The organism is Megasphaera sp. ASD88 (assembly GCF_002287425.1).
Lineage (GTDB): Bacteria > Bacillota > Negativicutes > Veillonellales > Megasphaeraceae > Megasphaera > Megasphaera stantonii.
In genome coordinates this window covers 122,024-139,960 of the sequence record NZ_NQXW01000003.1, presented here as the reverse complement: position 1 = coordinate 139,960, position 17,937 = coordinate 122,024, and the positions used below count along the sequence as shown (strand labels likewise).

Below are 17,937 nucleotides of genomic sequence, written 5' to 3'. Positions count from 1 at the left end.
TCCGTGTGATTAGTGAACTTCTTTTGTCTGCATCTTGGAGCTTACGCCGTAGCCAAGTTCTTCAATGCGCTTGCCGTATTCGTCGCCCATAATGTATTCAAGGAAGGCTTTAACGGCAGCTTTCGGTTCTTTGCTCGTGTAGATGTGTTCGTAGCCCCATACGGCATATTTACCGCTGTATGTATTTTCCAGCGTCGGTTCTACGCCGTCGATGGACAGAACATCTACGCTCTTGTCGTTAATGAGGTAAGGAAGAGCTACGTAGCCAATAGCACCGGGGTTCTGCGCTACGCTCTGGATAAGAATACCGGAGTTATCCGTTTCGAGAGATTTGTTGTCTGCTTCTTCTGCACCGTTGATCGCGTACTGTTTAAAGAGAGCTCGCGTACCGGAAGTTTTCGGACGAGTTACGAGGACGATCGGTTTGTCCGGGCCGCCGACATCTTTCCAGTTTGTAACTTTAGCCGTGAAGATATCCTGAAGCTGCTGACGAGTCAGGTTCTTAACGCCTACGTCTTTATTGACGATGGTAGCGACAGTCATAACGCATACTTTATGGTCTACGAGCTTTTCAGCTTTCGCTTTGTCGAGTTTCGTTTCAGCCGGTACGTCGGAGTTGCCCATGTCTACGGAGCCGTCGGAAACCTGTTTCAGGCCCGTGCCGGAACCGCCGGCGTTTAAGGTAATCGTTACGTCTTTGTTATTAGCTTTGAACTTTTCCGCAGCATCTTTTACCAAAGGAAGCAATGCAGAAGAACCAGAGCCGGTAATGCTGCCAGATACAGCCGCCGTATTCGAGCTGCTTTCGCTCTTCTGTTCGCCGCCGCAGCCGGCTGCGCTGACAACCATCATTGCCGCTAATGCAGCAAGAACTAACTTTCTCAATTTCATATTAAGATCCTCTCCTTTTGTCAAGTACAAGTTTATGAGTGCTTCTTGCTTGATACGTACTTATCCTAACAAAGGTATGTAAGGTTACAATGTAGACAATGTAAAGTTTTGTAAAATTTACAAAAGCAGACATCTTTTGCAAAACAGGCAACCTAATAGAGAATTCTGGCCAGTAAAAAAGCGCCCGAAAGGGCGCTCTTTCATTCAATATCGTATTCTATTTCTTCTCTAGTCTTCTTTATTACTGGCAGCGTCGACGCGGCATAGGGCATGAGGGCTATGGTGTAGTCCTCTTTTCCCTCTTCCGCCAATATGGCGTTTGCCGCCTGCCAGGCTTCTTCCAGCGATTCGACGGGAATTTGGCCGCTTTGTTTCATGATGTCAAAGTTTTTTCTCTCCGTGACGACGAACACTGCCCGCATGGACTCGATGATTTCCTGCGTCTTATAGGCGGAAAATGCGCCAATGGTGAAGTGCTGCCGCAGATCCTGCTCAGCTGCAGATGTATCACGCCGGCCAAAAGCTTTGGCAAATTCCGGCGGTTCGCTTATGTCGGGGCATTCCATGACTAAAATCATAATGCCTCCCGGCTTCGTCGCAAAGACGGCGTTCATATGGGCCTTCGTGGCCTGATAGAAATTGATATCCTTCGGATATCCTCCGGCCGAAGCAATCGTCACGTCCGCCTTTTGAGGAATTGCAACGCTGTCGGCGGCCAGCAGCAGCCGGCATCCATCCTGCCAGTCCGTCAGCCAATGGCCTGCCACGACGTCGATGACTGCGCCGTCAGCGCCCAGCACCGTATTGACCATAAAATCAGGCTCAATAAACAACGTCCCTTCCACCATGTCTTCGTGCATGGGATTGCCTTCCAGCCGTGCTGCGTCGCAGCATCGGTTCCGCCCGCCTATATCTTCCGCGTTCAAGGCCAGGGCGTGGTTCCGCATAATCGTATCGTATCCGGCCAAGCCGGGCAGAACAGCCTTTCGCCCGCCGCTGAAGCCGGCCATGTCGTGAAACGAAATGCCCCCCGTAAGGATGACCTTATCGGCTTCTACAGCCAGCCGATTCAGATATACGGCATTCCCCTCCGGCGTCGTTCCGACATAAGCCAGCTGCGTTTTGTCCCGGCAGTCATGCTGCACGACGCGCAGTCTGTTTACCCAAGAGCCGCATATTTCCGTCAGCTCCCGCTTTGTCGCCGGCCGGTGCGTCCCTAAGGCGACGAGCAGCGTAATCTGTTCATCCGCCACGCCGATGGTATGGAGCTCGCCGATGACGGCGTCCAGCATCTGCGGCGTATATACCATCCTCGTTCCGTCGCTGACGACGATGACGACCTTTTCATACGGCGCGACGCGTTCTGATAGTGCGTCCTTCGGATATACCCTGCGCAGCGCCTTCTGCACTGCCTTTGTCACGTCCGCTACAGGCGCCGCCCCAATTCCCTTCAGCTCGTACGCTACATGGTCTTCCGGCAATACGACGGTTTGAACTCCACGTCCATATGGAAACGTATATTGTTTCATGTATTTCTCCTTATGAATTGCCTGACGGCAAATGAATGATGATTTCAGTCCCGTGATTTTCCTTGCTGCGGAGCGTAATCGTGCCGTTATGGTATTCAGCAATATGCTTGACAATAGACAGGCCCAGTCCGCTGCCGCTTATCTTCCGGGAACGGCTCGTGTCAGCCCGGTAAAAGCGCTCGAACACGCGCTTCTGCTTGTCTTCGGGAATGCCGATCCCCGTATCCTTAACGGCAAAGTCGATATGGTCTCCGCGCTTCCGCACCGACACGTATACATGGCCGCCGGGAAGATTGTACTTGACCGCATTGTCGATGAGATTCATAGCCATTTCCCGCAGCAGTCCCTTATCCCCCAGTACCGTCGCCTGCTCCAGCGTACAGTGAACGGTCACTTTCTTTTCCACCAGCATCGGTTCCATAAATTCGACGATATCCCTTATAATTTCCGGCAGGCACACCGGTTCGCGATGAACCTTTTCCCGATTTTCCTCGATGCGGGTCAGGTGCATGATTTCTTCAATCATGGCCAACAGCCGCTTCGCCTCCTTGCGGATAAGCGAGCCGAAATGGACGACGTCGGCGTCGCTTTTAAACAAGCCTGCCGACAGCACTTCGGCAAACCCGCTGATAGAGGTCAGCGGCGTTTTGAGCTCATGGGACACGTTGGACGTAAATTCGCGGCGCAGCTGTTCCCGATGCTCCTGCTCGGTAATATCATCAATGATAAACAGCACGCCGTAAAATTCTTCATCCTGGTACACCGACTGTACCGTCAATAAATACAGCGACGCGTCTCTGCTGATTTTCCGCTCCAATACGTCGGGAAGATTGGTATGTCCGTGTATTTCATCCCACGGCGCCTCTGCAAAAAACGGCTCCAGCGGCTGTCCGACTAAGGACGAGACGTCCTTTTTCTGCAGGATGTCGCCGGCGCAGCGGTTCATTCCCAGGATGCGGTACGTATCGTCTGTCAAGATAACGCCTTCCTGCAAATTTTCCATCATGAGACGCACGATGTTGCGCTGCTGTTCCAAGCTGTGAATCAGTTGGTTCAGGGCCTGGCTCTGGTCGATAATTTTATCTACCAGCGGCCGCAGCTCAGCGTCGACATGGTACGAAGCGGGAACGGAAATGCCGTTGGGATCTCCAATTTGCCGCATGAGCAATACGGTGCGGCGCAGCGGATTCAAAAGGCTGGCCGTCAGCATGCGGGAGGCCTTGATGCAGGCTACGGCCGCGCAAAGGAGCAGCAGAGCCACAACCGGCAGCAGCGACAAGAAATGGGAATAAATAGATTCCCGTTCCATGCTGAGGCGCAGGATCGTCCCGTCCGGCATTTGTTCCGCCATATAATATAAGTCCCGCGACAAGGTATGGGACTTGCGGACAGCCGTGCCGTAGGCCTCGTTTAGCGCCTCCTGTACTTCCGGCCGGTCGAGATGATTTTCCATCTGCCACTTGTCATACTTCGATTCAAAGCGAATAGTTCCGTCCGGATTGATCCACGTAATGCGCAGGCTGCCTTCGCATCCATCGGCAATTCCCTGCAGGTAGGCTTCCATGTCGTCGTTCTTTTGAATCGTATTCGAAATGACGTTCATGACGACGTGCATTTCTTCCGCGGCCTGGCGCTGCACAGCCTGCCAAAAGAACCATCCTGAAATCAGGACGGTAATGGCCATGCAGGCGAACCCCATGGCAAGAAGGCTGACGTATATTTTCTTTCTCATACGTTTCCGCCAATCACATACCCGACGCCGCGTACAGTGCGGATAATGTGCCCTCCGTCGCCCAGTTTTTGCCGCAAGCTCTTGATATGCATGTCGATAGTGCGGCTTTCTCCTTCATACGTAAATCCCCATACGGCTTCCATGATCTGTTCGCGCTTCAGCACGATGTCTATATTGACCAAAAGATACCGCAGCAGTTCGAATTCCTTGACCGTCAAATGGCACGGCTCGCCGTTGACAGTGACGACGTGCTTTTCGCCGTCGAGGGATACGGGGCCGAAAGAATACATGTTGCTTTCCCGTCGCTGCGGCTTGCTGCGGCGCAGGACGGACCGTATGCGGGATATCAGCTCGACGATGCCGAAGGGCTTGCAGACGTAATCGTCGGCGCCGCCGTCCAGCCCGCGGACGATGTCGTATTCGCTGGTTTTTGCCGTCAGCATGATGACCGGAAGAGCTCGGAGCTGCGTGTCTTTTCGAATTTTATCCAATATTTCCGTGCCGCTTTCTCCGGGAAGCATGATGTCCAGCAGCACCAGAGCCGGTACGCGCTGCTGCACAGCCTTCCAGAATTCCTTGCCGTCGGCAAAGGTTTCTACTTCAAAATCCTGGCTGCGCAAGGCGTACCCTACGAGTTCACGTATATTTTCATCATCTTCGACACAATAAATCAACGCCATGTTCTCACATCCTAATCTGCATATAATGGTATTCTATTCTTTATATTATACATGCAAAGCATCGTTTTCCTCATAGGTTTTCTGTAAAATATACGTAAAAAAGAACTGCGGCGTCACGCTCTGTCCGCCGCAGTTTATACATCTGCTAAAATCTGAAATCCTTGGGTATCACGTAAATATCCCATTCATCATCTTCATCATTATTACTATCTTTATACGTAATAATCGCTGTGAAAGAATGGAGATCCCGCACCCAGGTATAGTTGCGGTCCGAAATATCCCCGCTGTCTAAATTCTTAGCTAAAGAGAAAATAATCGTATCGCGAGGCGTCAAAATATACCCGACAGAAAACCCTTTCTGCCGAGGATCATCTATCGTATCAAAGCGATACGGCGTAAATCCGCTGACGTTGTGCTTTTTATACCAAAGGCTGGTCCACAAGCGGTCGTTGATGCTCTGGCTGAACACGACGCCCCAGTACGGATCGCGACGTTCCGCATCCCTTACAGAATACCAGTCCCTGCGGTATCCTGAATAGAATCGAATATTAGCCCGTTTCCACAGCGGCAGGGGACGATGGGTAATCTCCGCGCGGAAGCCCCGATGGGAACCCGTTTCCTGCCCGTCTTCCGACCAGCGGCCCCAGCTGGCAGATCCATCGATATAGATACCTGTATCGCCTAAGTAAAGGCGGGGCATGAAGTATTCCAATTCTGGCCACTTCGTCGCCCAAATATTATCGTCGTTATCGCTGCTTTCTTCCGAACCGTAGCCAAAGGCAAAGGTACCAAACTTCGTATATTTTTCGACTTTAGCCGTAGGCTTAAACCCATTCTTCGAAGTCAAAGCATAGCGCATATTAAAAGCTAAATCGCCGCTTTGGTTCAAGGGGATATTCGCATGGCCCCGCACGCCGAAGCCATCGTCGCTATTATATGTCGGCCGTGGCAATAACGTAAACAACCACGAATTTCGGTTATCTTCTTCGTCCAGTCTTCCTTCATAATGCCCGTAGGTCAGCAAGCAAACGTGCTTAAACCATAGCTTCGTATTTTCAGCCGTAAATTTTTCTCCGGGATAAATGCGGATATCGTCGCCGGTAATATAGTAGTCCGGCGTCTTTGCCACGGCGTGAGGCGTCGTAATCAAGCCATGCTTGACGTAGCCAACGCCGTCGACCATTTCCGCCCCCGTGCCGCGGATGTACGTGCCCGGCCCGATAAAGCCTTCGATTGTATCCATGCTGGCATCACCGTCTTTGCTGTTATAAATGATGCCCGTCCCGGAAAGGGCATTCTCACTGGTAAGGTATACGGCTGGTCCCGGCGTATGGTACAACTGATTGTTCGTACTGCCTTCAATATAGCTGGTATGCAGCTCGTCCATTCCCTGCCGCAGGTCGACGTTGCCGCGGCCCTGAATATATCCGTCTGCACTTCGCACTACCAAAGAATCCGCCGTCATATGGACGGGCTGCTGCGGCAAGACGATATCATACGCTTCTGACGCCGCATCGAGATCAACGGGGACAATCTCCTCCGCGCCGTCCTGTCCGTCAATGCGGGCCACTTCTGCCATCGTATCCTGCCTCGTCTTAGAAACATCACCGCTCCCGTCTGCTGCCCATATGGAAAACGGAAGGAGCGCAGCCAAAATAGAGGCTGTCCACGTTTTATTCATGTACGTCACCTGTCACCTGTTCGTCTGAAGGAGTAATCGTTACTACGACTTCTTCAGATTCATCGTTTTGATCCTCTGCTTCGCTGTCGCCGCCCAATTCCACAGGCGTCACGTCGCCGTAATATCCCGTTTCATGGGTCGGCTCCGTCGTTTCTGCGTCAGGATATGCCGGCACGACGACGCCGCTGGCCGCCATATCGGCAGTCCGCATGTCGTCGGGAGTACCTACTGCTCTAAATCCCATCACTTCGGTATTATCCTTCGCTTCTGCAAGCATTTCCGTACCGACGGGAATATCTACGTCATTGCCATGGACAAATAAGCCGCCTACCAGGCCGACTGGCCCCAGGATAATAGCTCCGGCAGCCGACGCGCCGACGGCTCCGGCCGTCCGTTTGTATTCTTCTTTTGTCTTTTCGCCGATAATTAGCGGAACCGGCGTGTTGTCAGCGGCCCGCACGGTATGATACGTAATTTCGATCTTTCCGTCTTTGCCAAACATGCCCGATTTTCTGGCATTGGTAATCGTCCCTTCGGCTTCCATGCCGCGGGGAATGGCGACGACATCGCCTACGACGACGTCTTCACTAACGGCGAAATGCACCGTATCGCCTTCCTGAGCCGTTTTGGAGTTCAAGGCTTCTAAATTTTTCATTTTGACAATCGTTCCGGCAGGAATCGTAACCGACTGCGATACGTATTTCGTATCTCCCAGCAGGGCCTGGCGCAGGGACTGCACGCGGCCCTTCAACGCGCCCGTAATCACCTTGCCGTCGATGCCTTCTTCCAAGGCGTCAACACGGACCAAAATCGGTTCCTCCGTTACCTGACCGGAATACTGCCACTGCATGAGATTGACTGCCGCTACTAACGACAGGTCCGATCCGGAATTTCCATATACGTCCTTATACAAAGCATTGGTTTTCTCCTGCAGGCTGCCCGACACGGTGGACTGTCCGTTCAGCAGCTTATCCAGAGCCGCCACGCGTTCGTTGAGCGAGCCCGTCTGCGTCGTGCCGTACACAGTCGTTTCCACTTTATCCGCTTTTTCCAAAATTGTATAATCAGCTGCGCCGGCCGTCATAGCGCCGCATAAAGCCATGACCGCCAGCAGGCAGGAAACTTTTTTCTTCCACATGCTTCATTCCTCCTTGTCGTACCCAGCCGCATATAATGACTGTTCGTAGAAAAGCCTTCCCGGCATATGATACATAAGAATACTTATATATCATTATATAAAAATAAGGCTTAAAAAGCAACAATTTGCCCTTATCTGCGCAAGCTCATTCTCCCTCTCTCATAAAAAATTAACAAAAAATATACAAAATAGACCTTGCTTTTACTTCTGCCGTCTGTTATAATAACAGCATAACAAATAACTCTTATTTGTTAATAGCATTTAATATTCAATTTCAATTTAATATTAAATTCATTCTATTTTCAGGAGGTTATGAACATGAAAAAATTTGTTTGCGGTATCTGCGGTTATGTATATGAAGGTATGGAAGCTCCGGAAAAATGTCCTCAGTGCGGCGCTCCGAAAGAAAAATTCACGGAAATGGTTGCCGGCGTAAAAGAATATGCTGACGAACACAGAGTCGGCGTCGCTAAAGGCGTAGACGAAAGAATCATCGAAGGCTTGCAGCTCAACTTCACGGGCGAATGCTCCGAAGTCGGTATGTACCTCGCTATGAGCCGCGTTGCTGACCGTCAGGGCTATCCGGAAGTTGCCGAAGCTTACAAACGCATTGCATTTGAAGAAGCTGAACACGCAGCTAAATTTGCCGAACTCCTTGGCGAAGTCGTAACAGACGACACGAAGACCAACCTCGAACTCCGCGCTGCCGCAGAACAGGGCGCTTGCGCTGGCAAAAAAGAATTGGCTACGTTGGCAAAACAGCTCAACCTCGACGCTATCCATGACACGGTTCATGAAATGGCAAAAGACGAAGCTCGCCATGGCCGCGTATTCGACGGCTTGCTTGCCCGTTACTTTGCAAAATAAGATTTCCCTTGCAATTGGACGACCTGCATCAATTGATGCAGGTCGTTTTTTATATAGGTTCATAGTATAATATTTGTAACGAAATCTATCTGAAGGAGGCGGTTTTCATGAAACGACTACTCTCATCGCTATGCATCCCCATTGCCTTAGCCCTGCTGTGCGTCCCCGTTCAGGCCGAAGATTACGAACATTGGAGCGATGCAGCCTATGAATTTCACAACGTGCGCCGCATCTACATCGACGAACTGCAAACGCCGCCGGACGCCATTTCCAGCACGATGAAAGCCCGCCGGCTCAAGGAGTATTTCTTCGAACAAGCAAAAGAGCTGGACGATTGGACCGTGGTCATGCCGACCCTTCCGCCGCCCGTGCCGCCGTCTCCCCTGGCAGCGCCGCCGGAACCAGCAGAACTGCCGAAGCAGACAGAAGCCAGTTCTGCCGAGCTGCACCATGTTTCCTCCAGCGATCCGGCAGCTGGTCTTCCCGATTCGCCTCCTGCCGCAGTATCTGAAACCGAACCGACGCCGCCAGCTCCCGCGCCAATTGCAGCCGAGCCTGCAGAGCCGCCCCAGGCTCCAACAGACGCCATCCCGCTGGAAGCTGCCGATTCCGACCTCTACGTCAAGGCAACCGTCACGACCTATTATGTCGGAACAGGATTGATACCCGCCCATATGGAATGGGAATCGTATATGATCCGCGACGTGGCCTACGACAGGCGAGGACGGCCCCACTGGTTTTCCCGCCGCATCAGTTATCCCGTATACGTGCCGAACACCTACGTCCCCCTGGCAACGGTAGGCGTTCAATTTATCGTATACGACGTAAAAACGGGAAAAGCCGTGTCGATGAGCGAAGATAACCGCACACGCGGCTCATCGCAGGATCTATACGGCGTGTATAAGCGCATCGTCGACAGATTCTACAAAAATTTGAAAAAGGATTTAAAAGAATAGGCCATAACCGCACATACCGTATGAAACAGCGCGCAGGATTCCCCTTCTCCTGCGCGCTGTTTTGCTGCCAGTACAGCGGTCTTTATTTCGCTTTTCTATCAATCAAATACAATTCAATCGTATGGGACAATTCATGAGCCACGGCATCTTCCTCAAATAAAATGCTGTCGGCGCCGGCCTGCTTCAGCAAGGCCTCGTCGTTTAAAAAGCGCGAACGGGCAAAGATTTTTATGGTCGCGCTGCAGTTTCGCGCCGCCATAGCCGCTGCCGCAGCCCCTGCTACGTCGGGAATCGTGATGATAAAGCAGTCGGCCTGCTCCGCGCCGGCGGCCTTCAAGACCTCTTCCCGTGACACGTCGCCGTACATAGCCAGCTTTCCCTGTTCATTCAACAGGGAAACGGTTTTAAGATTCATATCGACGACGACGGGCTCCATGCCGCGCCGTTCCAACAAGGCCGCAGCCCGCCGCCCCGTAGGACCATATCCGGCGATAATCGCCCTGGGCCGTTCCGTCTTTTCGCTGCGAACTCGCTCTGCATATACGCTGCCCAGCGAAGCCGCTTTAGATTCCATGCGGAACGTAAGCCAGCGCCAAAGCTTCGGCTGCTTCCTGGCCCATGCCTCGGCCTCGGTCATGCGGCCCATAAAAAATGGATTGGCGGCGATAGAAATCATGGCGCAGACGATGAGGACGCTGAAAATATCCCGGGAAATCAGCTGCAGCGAATACCCCGTCTGAGCCAAGATGAAAGAAAATTCACCGACCTGAGCCAGGCTGGCCGCGACGGTAAAGGCAGTCGTCGGAGAGTAGCCCAAGACGGCAACGACTATGACGGTCACCAACGGCTTGATCAGGACGACGATGAGCAAGGAAACGATAACGACGACAGGCCGTTCAATAAGAAACTGCGGATCGAACAACATGCCGACAGAAAGGAAAAACAAAATGGCAAAAGCGTCGCGCAAGGGAATCAGCTCCGCGCCGGCCTGATGGCTCACATGGCTCTTTCCGACAACCATGCCTCCCAAAAAGGCCCCCAAGGCAAAGGAAGCGTTAAAAATATAGGCTGCGCCTACGGCCGTGAGAAAGGCTACGGCCAGTACCGTCAGGGTAAACAACTCCTGCGAACGAGTCTGCACCACCTGTTTCAGCATCCACGGCATACAGCGTCCGCCGATGACGATGACCAAGCCCCACAGCATTGCCAGTTTGATAACGGCCAGGGCGACTGCCCATATCAGCATCGTCAGGGAAATGCCTGCGCCCGACGCCAGCGACGGGCCGACTGCCGGCAGCAGCACCAGCATGAGCACGGTAAAAATATCTTCTACGACCAGCCATCCGACGGCAACGGTACCGTGTATCGTCGGCAGCTTGCCGCTGTCAGTCAAAACGCGCAGCAAGACGACCGTACTGGCTACGGATAACCCGAGGCCGAGAAACAATCCTTCCACAAAGGAGTAGCCTAAGGCCATGGCCGCCGCGATGCCGCACAGGGTAGCCGACAGACTTTGCAGAATCGCGCCGGGAATGGCCACGCCTTTCACCTTCAGCAAATCGTCCATATGGAAATGCAGTCCCACGCCGAACATAAGCAAAATAATACCGACTTCGGCTAAATTATTGGTAAGATCCTGGTCGGCGACAAATCCCGGCATGTTCGGGCCGATCAAAAAGCCCGCCGCTAAATAGCCTACGATAGGCGACAACCCGATTCTTCGTGCTATATATCCAAAAAGCAAAGCCAATCCAAATCCGATGGCTAAAATTTCCAGCAAATGATATGCATGCACTGACATCACCTCTTTTTAATTATAAATAATGATTCTTTGTTCTCATTATACTAAAAAGAAGGCTCCGTGTACACGCCTTTGCTATGCGCTATTGATAAGACAATATGCTGATTTAGCCAGATATGCAGAAAACGGTATGCACCGACGTACTGCATACCGTTTTCGATTTCATCACATATTCATTTTTCACTTACGTTCCGGACTCACCTGCTGCGGCGATGCTTTTTCTGCCACCAGATAAACCCATATACGGCCGCTACGGCTACGAGAAGAATCAGCAGACGACCCCAATGCTCCTGTATGCGCAGCAAATCATGGCCCAGCCATACCTCTACGACGACGGCAGGAATTTTGCCGAGGGCATTGGCGATAAAGTGATCCCTGTACGAAATATGGCTCAAGGCGCTGAAGGCCGTGACGACCACATTAGGCGAATAGGGAATCGCCCGGCCGACCATAATCGTCCGGATACAGCTGTAGGAATCGAGCTTTTCCAGCATATTGCTCCGGCAAATGACCTTTTTAGCCTGATTGCGCAGCAGCGTCCTCGTCAGGCGAAAGCTGATTTCGATGCCGATGACTTCTCCGACCCAGGAAATCAAAATCCCCGGAACCAGACCAAATATGATGCCGTTGACCGTCAAAAAGGGGATAGAGGGAATACCGATGGCGTTGACGAAAGCAATCATAAACACGCTTACGCCGATAGCCGCGTAGCCAAACGACGCGATATAATCCGTCAGGCCATCCAGGTCGCCGCGTATCATCAGCCACCACATCGTGGAATAAAAGTCCGGCAGCATAACTTGGATAAGCCATAAAATGAGGACGACTCCTGCCACCCCGCCGATGCGGAGAGTCCATCCTAATGCTTTATCTGTCATACAAATATTATCCTCATATAAAAATTTAAATCAGCGTACCTTTTATTATATCATAATCTTCGTCATCTTGGCACGATGTAATCTTGACTTTTTCCACTTTTCCCATATTTTGACTCATCATGATAAAATCTTCCAACTTTTCCATCGCCAGTCCGCTGTCGATGAGCTGAGCCGCCCGCTTTACGCCGGCTTCCAAGGTCAAGGCGCTGCCGCCTACGTACAGCCCCGCGCCGGCGTTGAGGAGAACCGCCGTCCGGCAGGCGCCCTTTTCGCCCCGCAGGACGCGCCGGGCAATCGCCGCGTTTTCCTTCGGCGTCCCGCCGCGCAGTTCGTACCGTTCGCACGACGGCAAGGCAAATTGTTCCGGCCAAATTTCATAGGTGCGGAAATCCTGGCCGGAAAATTCGCAAATCAGCGTGCGGCCGGCGGCGGAAATTTCATCAGATCCGTCCCGTCCGTAGACGACCATGCCGTGTTCCACGCCCAATCGTGACAATACGCGGGCCATCGGCTCTACCAGGTCCGGCGTATTGACGCCCAAAATCTCGCGGCTGGCCCGGGCCGGATTGATGAGGGGCCGCAGCACGTCGAAAATCGTCTGAACGCCGAGCTGCTCCCGTACCTTGTCGATGCGCTTCATCATATAGTAGTAATACCGCGTGTAAAAATAACAAATCCCAATCTGCTTCAGCATTTCCAGACAGCTGGCCGGGCTAAGAAAAATATTGACTCCCAAGGCTTCCAGCATATCGGCCGAGCCGCTCCGGGACTTCTTCGCCCGGTTGCCGTGCTTGGCCACCCGGACGCCGCCGGCAGCGACGACGATAGCGGAAGTCGTCGATATGTTGAACGTCTTGGCCCGATCGCCGCCGGTGCCGACGATATCAAATAAATCGGGCCGGCATTCCACTCGCAGGCTGTGAGCCCGCATCGCTTCGGCAAAGGCCGTCAATTCCGCCTCCGACGCGCCCTTTGTCGCCAGCGCAGCCAGGACAGCGCCGACCTGTACGTCAGAAATCGTCCCGTTCATCATGCTGTCCATGACGTACATGCATTCCCGCGCTGTCAAAGGCTGCCGTTTCGTAATCTTCCTCAACACGTTCGTCAACATATCCGACACCCCCTGTATACAAACCTAAAGGAGTTCCTCTTCACATTATATATTATACCATATTATGTGTTTACAATATACACAAAGTAAGGTAAAAAGCTTATATACTTTAAATTGCTCCCAGGCCTTTTTCTTTTGACAGGCAAAATAAAATCAATTATATTCAGCACATCCTCCTGCATCGCATCGACAAAAAACTCGACAGGAAAACATATCTCCTGCCGAGTTATTCCTTCTATGAACTTAATACAGCTTCCATAAGGTCTTATGTACGGCCGCCCAAAGCGTCTTAAAAGACAAATACAATATCAATGTCGTGCCAAACAGCAGTAGAAAGATTGCCAATGCTTGCGTCCATAAAGCCGGATGGTCTACGCTGTAGTGAAGAAGGCCGTTAGCGAAGGCCATCGTAGGGAAGCTGCTGGCCCACCATCCCATGCGAAAGGGTGATGTCCGCATGACGTGCAGCACCTTAGCCGCTACAGGGAAAAAAATGAAAATGCCCGCATTAATGAACAAAGCAGTAAAATTATCGGGGCTAAAAGTCTGGGAATAGGTAATATACCCCATGCCAAAGGGCGCCATGAGTATCATAAGGCTCGGCTGAGCCGCATCAGACAATGTCTTGCCAAACACGCTGTGGGCAAATAAAAGAGCGATAACGGGAATTCCTGTCACTAAGCCTATAGCCACGCAGAATACAGAAATATCATGATAGCCCGGATTCTGCAGGATATTGCCGGCAATGGGAATCGTAATCGGTCCCAGCACGGCCAAAAGCCACGCCGGCGTAACCGAATCGACGCTCTGACGGTCATACAGCCAGTGTTTCAGCAAAATCCAGCTGAACACCATGATGATGAACAATCCGGCATACCAAAAAAAGCTGGCAAGTCCATGATGATACGGTGCCAGCACAGCCGCCAGCAATACAGTCGAAACGTTGAACGTGCCAAAAAAATTTACCTTCGTCGGGCTGTTCCATTCCGCCCGGACTGCCGCCGCATCGACGCGCAGTTTATGAAAATATCGGATGAAAATCAGCACGTAGAGCACCAAAGCGCAGGCGCCGAAAAATTCTCCGATCCAGGCCGGCGCGCCCCACAGCTGATGAGCCATGCGCCAACCGAAGCACATGCCGCAGTACCCCATTGACGCGGCAAAGGTAGAAATAGACATGAAGTGAACAAAGCCTATCTTGCGAATCCGTCCCCGCGCGTCGGGTTCAATGATTTCAATATGCTGTGCCATATCCGCCAGCCTCTCTCCTCTCTGTTATATGTTGAAAACCTATGTCCGACTGTTAATTGCGGACATAGGTTATATACGCTGCGCTTTTAACTGTGTCAGCACGGACTGCAGCCGTTCCTCGCTGTAAAACACCTCTTCTAGGCAAAGGCCTTGAGCCGGAGCCGTCGCGCCCAGCTTCGTCCGGTCCTTTCCTTCCAGGATGCGCCGGAACTCGTCAGGCGTCAGCCGGTGGAGGCCTAAATCGACGAGGCCGCCGGCGATGTTTCGCACCATATGATACAAAAATCCGTCGCCTACGACGTGGATGCGCAGCAAATGCCCCTGCTCTTCCAGGTCGATGGCGTACATCGTTTTAACGGGATTCATCGGCGTCGTATTCTGCCCTTCAAAGGCAGAAAAATCATGGGTTCCCAACAAGATCTCTGCGCCGGCCTTCATCGCCTGCCGATCCAGGGGTTTGCGGATAAACCAGGAGTACCGCAGCTGAAAGGGGTCGTGCATGAGGCGGTTCACGATAGAATAGCAGTAATGCTTTCCCTTATTGTCGTGACGTACGCTGAAGGCATCGGGCATTTCCTCTGCCGACAGCACGGCGATTTCCCGGGGCAAATACCCTTTCATGGCATAGGGAATCTTCTCGGTCGGAATCGTCCCTTCGCCGTAAAAGTTGACGACCTGCCCGCGGGCATGGACGCCGGCATCGGTACGGGCTGCGCCGTAAATCGTAATGGGCGACTGGAAAATTGCCGACAAGGCCTGCTCGACGCATAATTGTATGGACGCAGCGTTGGTTTGTCGCTGAAATCCATGAAAATCCGTGCCGTCGTATGCGATAATCAGGCGAATATTTTTTTTCATAGGAGCCACCGCATCGCAGCCAATACGAAGGTGACGACGAGGACGGCCGCCATCGCCACGGCGTCGCGGTACGTATAGGCCAGCTCGTTCATCCGCGTCCGCCCTTCGCCGCCGCGATAGCAGCGCGCTTCCATCGCCGTCGCCAGATCTTCGGCGCGGCGAAAGGCGCTGACGAACAGCGGCACCAGCAGGGGGATCATGTTCTTCCCCCGCTGCCACAGGCTGCCGCTGGTAAAATTGGCGCCGCGGGCCGTCTGGGCTTTCATGATGCGGTCCGTTTCTTCCAGCAGCGTCGGAATGAAGCGCAGGGCAATGGTCATCATCATGGCCAGCTCATGGGCCGGCACGCCGACGCGCTTGAAAGGGTTCAGCAAATGCTCGATGCCGTCAGTCAGGACGATAGGCGACGTCGTATACGTAAGAAGGGAAGAAAAGACGATTAAGTAGACGAGGCGGGCCGTCATCAGGCAGCCCTGATACACGCCTTCCCGCGTAATATGAAGAATGCCGTACTGCCAGAGCACTTCCCCCGGAGTGGAAAAGACGTGGATGCTCATGGTAAAGAGGATGATAATCCACAGCGGCTTCAGCGACTTGGCGATCAATTTAATCGGCAGGCGGGATATAGCGAAGTTCAATACGACAAAGGCCGTCACGACGCCGTACGACGCCAGGGAGTCGGCAAAAAAGATGGCGACGATAAAAATGAGGGTCCCCAGGATTTTAGCCCGCGGGTCCAGCTTATGCAGGAAGGACGTGCCGGGAAAATACTGGCCCAGCGTAATATCAGTGAGCATGGTTCATCCTCCTTATGCAGTCGTATACGGCGGCGACTCCTTCGTCGACGCTGTGAACCCTGTCGCTGATATCGAAGCCTTTGGACTGCAAATACTGCAGTACTTCCGTAACGGGCGGCACGGACACACCGGCGTCATGAAGGGTCTGCTGCCGATGGGAAAAGATATCGAGAGGTTCGCCGTCGAGGACGATATTGCCGTGCGACAAGACGAGCAGCCGCGTTGCCATCTGGGAAATATCTTCCATATTATGAGATACTAAAATGACAGTAATATTTTTTTCCTTATGCCAGCGCTGTATTTCAGAAAAGATTTCCCGGCGGCCGACAGGATCCAGCCCGGCGGACGGTTCGTCGAGAATGAGGTACTTCGGATGGATGGCGATAACGCCGGCAATGGCGACGCGCCGCATTTGTCCCCCGCTCAGCCGGAAGGGAGAGCGGTCGGCATAGGTGTCGTAATCGAGGCCGACGAATTCCATCGCTTCCCGTACCCGCTCTTCGATTTCGTCTTCGCTCAGGCCAAAATTCCGCGGCCCGAAGGCGATGTCCTTGGCAATCGTTTCTTCAAACAACTGATATTCCGGATACTGAAACACCATGCCTACTTTATGGCGGATAGCCATGACTTCCTTCGTCTTTTTCGAAATATCCGTACCGTCTACAGTCACGACGCCCCTCGTCGGATGAATCAGCCCGTTCAGCAGCTGGACGAAGGTCGACTTGCCCGACCCCGTATGGCCGATGATGCCGACGAATTCGCCTTCGTGAATTTCTACGGACGTTTCATGCAGCGCCGTCCGTTCAAAAGGCGAGCCTACGCCGTAGGTATAGGTCACCTGATCTAACTTAATCGACATAACGCTTCTCCTAGTTCTTCTTTGGTAATAATATCACCGGGCAGGTCAATTCCTTTTTCCCGCAGACGCGCGGCGATTTCGGCCGCTACGGGAACGTCGAGACCCATGGCTTTCAGCTCGTCGACGTGGCTGAAAACGCTGCGCGGCGCGCCGTCCATTTTGACCTCGCCCTGATTGACGACGACGACCCGGTCGGCCTGCACCGCCTCTTCCATGAAGTGCGTAATAATAATGACCGTAATGCCTTCGGCGTTGAGCTGGCGGATCGTCTCCATGACTTCGCGCCGGCCGACGGGGTCCAGCATCGCCGTCGGTTCGTCCAGCACGATGCAGTGGGACTGCATCGCCAAAATACCGGCAATGGCTATGCGCTGCTTCTGCCCGCCGCTCAAAAGATGGGGGCCGTGTTTAGCGTAAATCGTCATATTGACCCGTTTCAGAGCGTCGCTGACGCGCTGCTTGATTTCCTCCGACGGCACGCCCAGATTTTCCGGGCCGAAAGCTACGTCCTCTTCTACGACGGCGGCAACGATCTGGTTGTCCGGATTTTGGAAAACCATGCCTACCTCCTGCCGTATATCCCACACATTGTCGGGGTCGTCCGTCCGCAGCCCGCATACTTCGCACGCGCCGTCCGTCGGCGTCAGCAGCACGTTGAAGTGCTTTGCCAGCGTCGACTTGCCCGAGCCGTTCGTGCCGATGACGGCGACAAATTCTCCCGGCTCAATCGTCAAGGATATATCTTTTACGGCGTAAACCGTCTTGCCTTCTTCATCTTGATACGCATGACTCATATGGTCCAGCTTTATCATAGGTATGCTCATGACCTATCTCCTCAATAAAAATATATTCCCGAATATTATACAGTGTTTCGCCAGAATTGTAAAACTGCAACGCACGGCAAAAAG

The 17,937-nt window shown here is 52.7% G+C and carries 16 protein-coding genes; 2 read left to right on the top strand and 14 right to left on the bottom strand.

Annotated features, from left to right (window positions below):
• Nucleotides 1-9: 9 nt before the first annotated feature.
• From CJ260_RS03615 to CJ260_RS03590, 6 genes are all read right to left on the bottom strand, one after another.
• On the bottom strand, nt 10-891 hold the full coding sequence (locus CJ260_RS03615; RefSeq protein WP_095629197.1) for a phosphate ABC transporter substrate-binding protein: 882 nt from the start codon (nt 889-891) through the stop codon (nt 10-12).
• 200 nt (nt 892-1,091) lie between these two features.
• Entirely contained in the window at nt 1,092-2,420 is a 1,329-nt protein-coding gene (gene larA, locus CJ260_RS03610; protein WP_095629196.1) for a nickel-dependent lactate racemase, read from the bottom strand.
• A gap of 10 nt (nt 2,421-2,430) precedes the next feature.
• Nucleotides 2,431-4,152: an ATP-binding protein gene (locus CJ260_RS03605; protein ID WP_087476827.1), complete on the bottom strand. Its 1,722-nt coding sequence runs from the start codon at nt 4,150-4,152 to the stop codon at nt 2,431-2,433.
• Nucleotides 4,149-4,832 (bottom strand): response regulator transcription factor, encoded by a 684-nt coding sequence (locus tag CJ260_RS03600; protein WP_095629195.1) that lies wholly within the window; start codon nt 4,830-4,832, stop codon nt 4,149-4,151. Before CJ260_RS03600 ends, CJ260_RS03605 begins: the two co-directional genes overlap by 4 nt.
• A 145-nt stretch (nt 4,833-4,977) precedes the next feature.
• Nucleotides 4,978-6,513, bottom strand: a complete 1,536-nt coding sequence (locus CJ260_RS03595) for a hypothetical protein (protein WP_095629194.1) — start codon at nt 6,511-6,513, stop codon at nt 4,978-4,980.
• Nucleotides 6,506-7,651, bottom strand: coding sequence for a hypothetical protein (locus CJ260_RS03590; RefSeq protein ID WP_233127886.1), 1,146 nt, complete (start codon nt 7,649-7,651; stop codon nt 6,506-6,508). Before CJ260_RS03590 ends, CJ260_RS03595 begins: the two co-directional genes overlap by 8 nt.
• A 318-nt stretch (nt 7,652-7,969) precedes the next feature.
• Between CJ260_RS03590 and CJ260_RS03585 the strand changes: the two genes are divergently transcribed.
• Both CJ260_RS03585 and CJ260_RS03580 read left to right on the top strand, forming a co-directional pair.
• Nucleotides 7,970-8,518: an NADH peroxidase gene (locus tag CJ260_RS03585; protein WP_087476824.1), complete on the top strand. Its 549-nt coding sequence runs from the start codon at nt 7,970-7,972 to the stop codon at nt 8,516-8,518.
• 107 nt (nt 8,519-8,625) lie between these two features.
• On the top strand, nt 8,626-9,474 hold the full coding sequence (locus tag CJ260_RS03580; protein ID WP_095629193.1) for a hypothetical protein: 849 nt from the start codon (nt 8,626-8,628) through the stop codon (nt 9,472-9,474).
• An 82-nt stretch (nt 9,475-9,556) separates the two neighbouring features.
• Here CJ260_RS03580 and CJ260_RS03575 read toward each other — a convergent pair whose 3' ends face one another.
• From CJ260_RS03575 to CJ260_RS03540, 8 genes are all read right to left on the bottom strand, one after another.
• Nucleotides 9,557-11,269: a cation:proton antiporter gene (locus CJ260_RS03575; RefSeq protein ID WP_158221366.1), complete on the bottom strand. Its 1,713-nt coding sequence runs from the start codon at nt 11,267-11,269 to the stop codon at nt 9,557-9,559.
• A 203-nt stretch (nt 11,270-11,472) separates the two neighbouring features.
• Nucleotides 11,473-12,153, bottom strand: coding sequence for a TVP38/TMEM64 family protein (locus CJ260_RS03570; protein ID WP_095629191.1), 681 nt, complete (start codon nt 12,151-12,153; stop codon nt 11,473-11,475).
• 25 nt (nt 12,154-12,178) lie between these two features.
• Nucleotides 12,179-13,264, bottom strand: a complete 1,086-nt coding sequence (gene trpD / locus CJ260_RS03565; protein WP_095629190.1) for an anthranilate phosphoribosyltransferase — start codon at nt 13,262-13,264, stop codon at nt 12,179-12,181.
• A gap of 243 nt (nt 13,265-13,507) precedes the next feature.
• A complete protein-coding gene (locus tag CJ260_RS03560) occupies nt 13,508-14,515 on the bottom strand; it encodes a C4-dicarboxylate ABC transporter (protein WP_095629189.1) in 1,008 nt (335 codons plus the stop codon).
• A 69-nt stretch (nt 14,516-14,584) separates the two neighbouring features.
• Nucleotides 14,585-15,373 (bottom strand): tRNA pseudouridine(38-40) synthase TruA, encoded by a 789-nt coding sequence (gene truA, locus CJ260_RS03555; protein ID WP_087476815.1) that lies wholly within the window; start codon nt 15,371-15,373, stop codon nt 14,585-14,587.
• On the bottom strand, nt 15,370-16,170 hold the full coding sequence (locus tag CJ260_RS03550; protein ID WP_087476814.1) for an energy-coupling factor transporter transmembrane protein EcfT: 801 nt from the start codon (nt 16,168-16,170) through the stop codon (nt 15,370-15,372). The genes truA and CJ260_RS03550 overlap by 4 nt, the downstream gene beginning before the upstream one ends.
• A complete protein-coding gene (locus CJ260_RS03545; protein ID WP_095629188.1) occupies nt 16,160-17,029 on the bottom strand; it encodes an energy-coupling factor transporter ATPase in 870 nt (289 codons plus the stop codon). Before CJ260_RS03545 ends, CJ260_RS03550 begins: the two co-directional genes overlap by 11 nt.
• Nucleotides 17,014-17,853, bottom strand: coding sequence for an energy-coupling factor transporter ATPase (locus tag CJ260_RS03540; protein ID WP_095629187.1), 840 nt, complete (start codon nt 17,851-17,853; stop codon nt 17,014-17,016). Before CJ260_RS03540 ends, CJ260_RS03545 begins: the two co-directional genes overlap by 16 nt.
• Between the last annotated feature and the right edge of the window lie 84 nt (nt 17,854-17,937).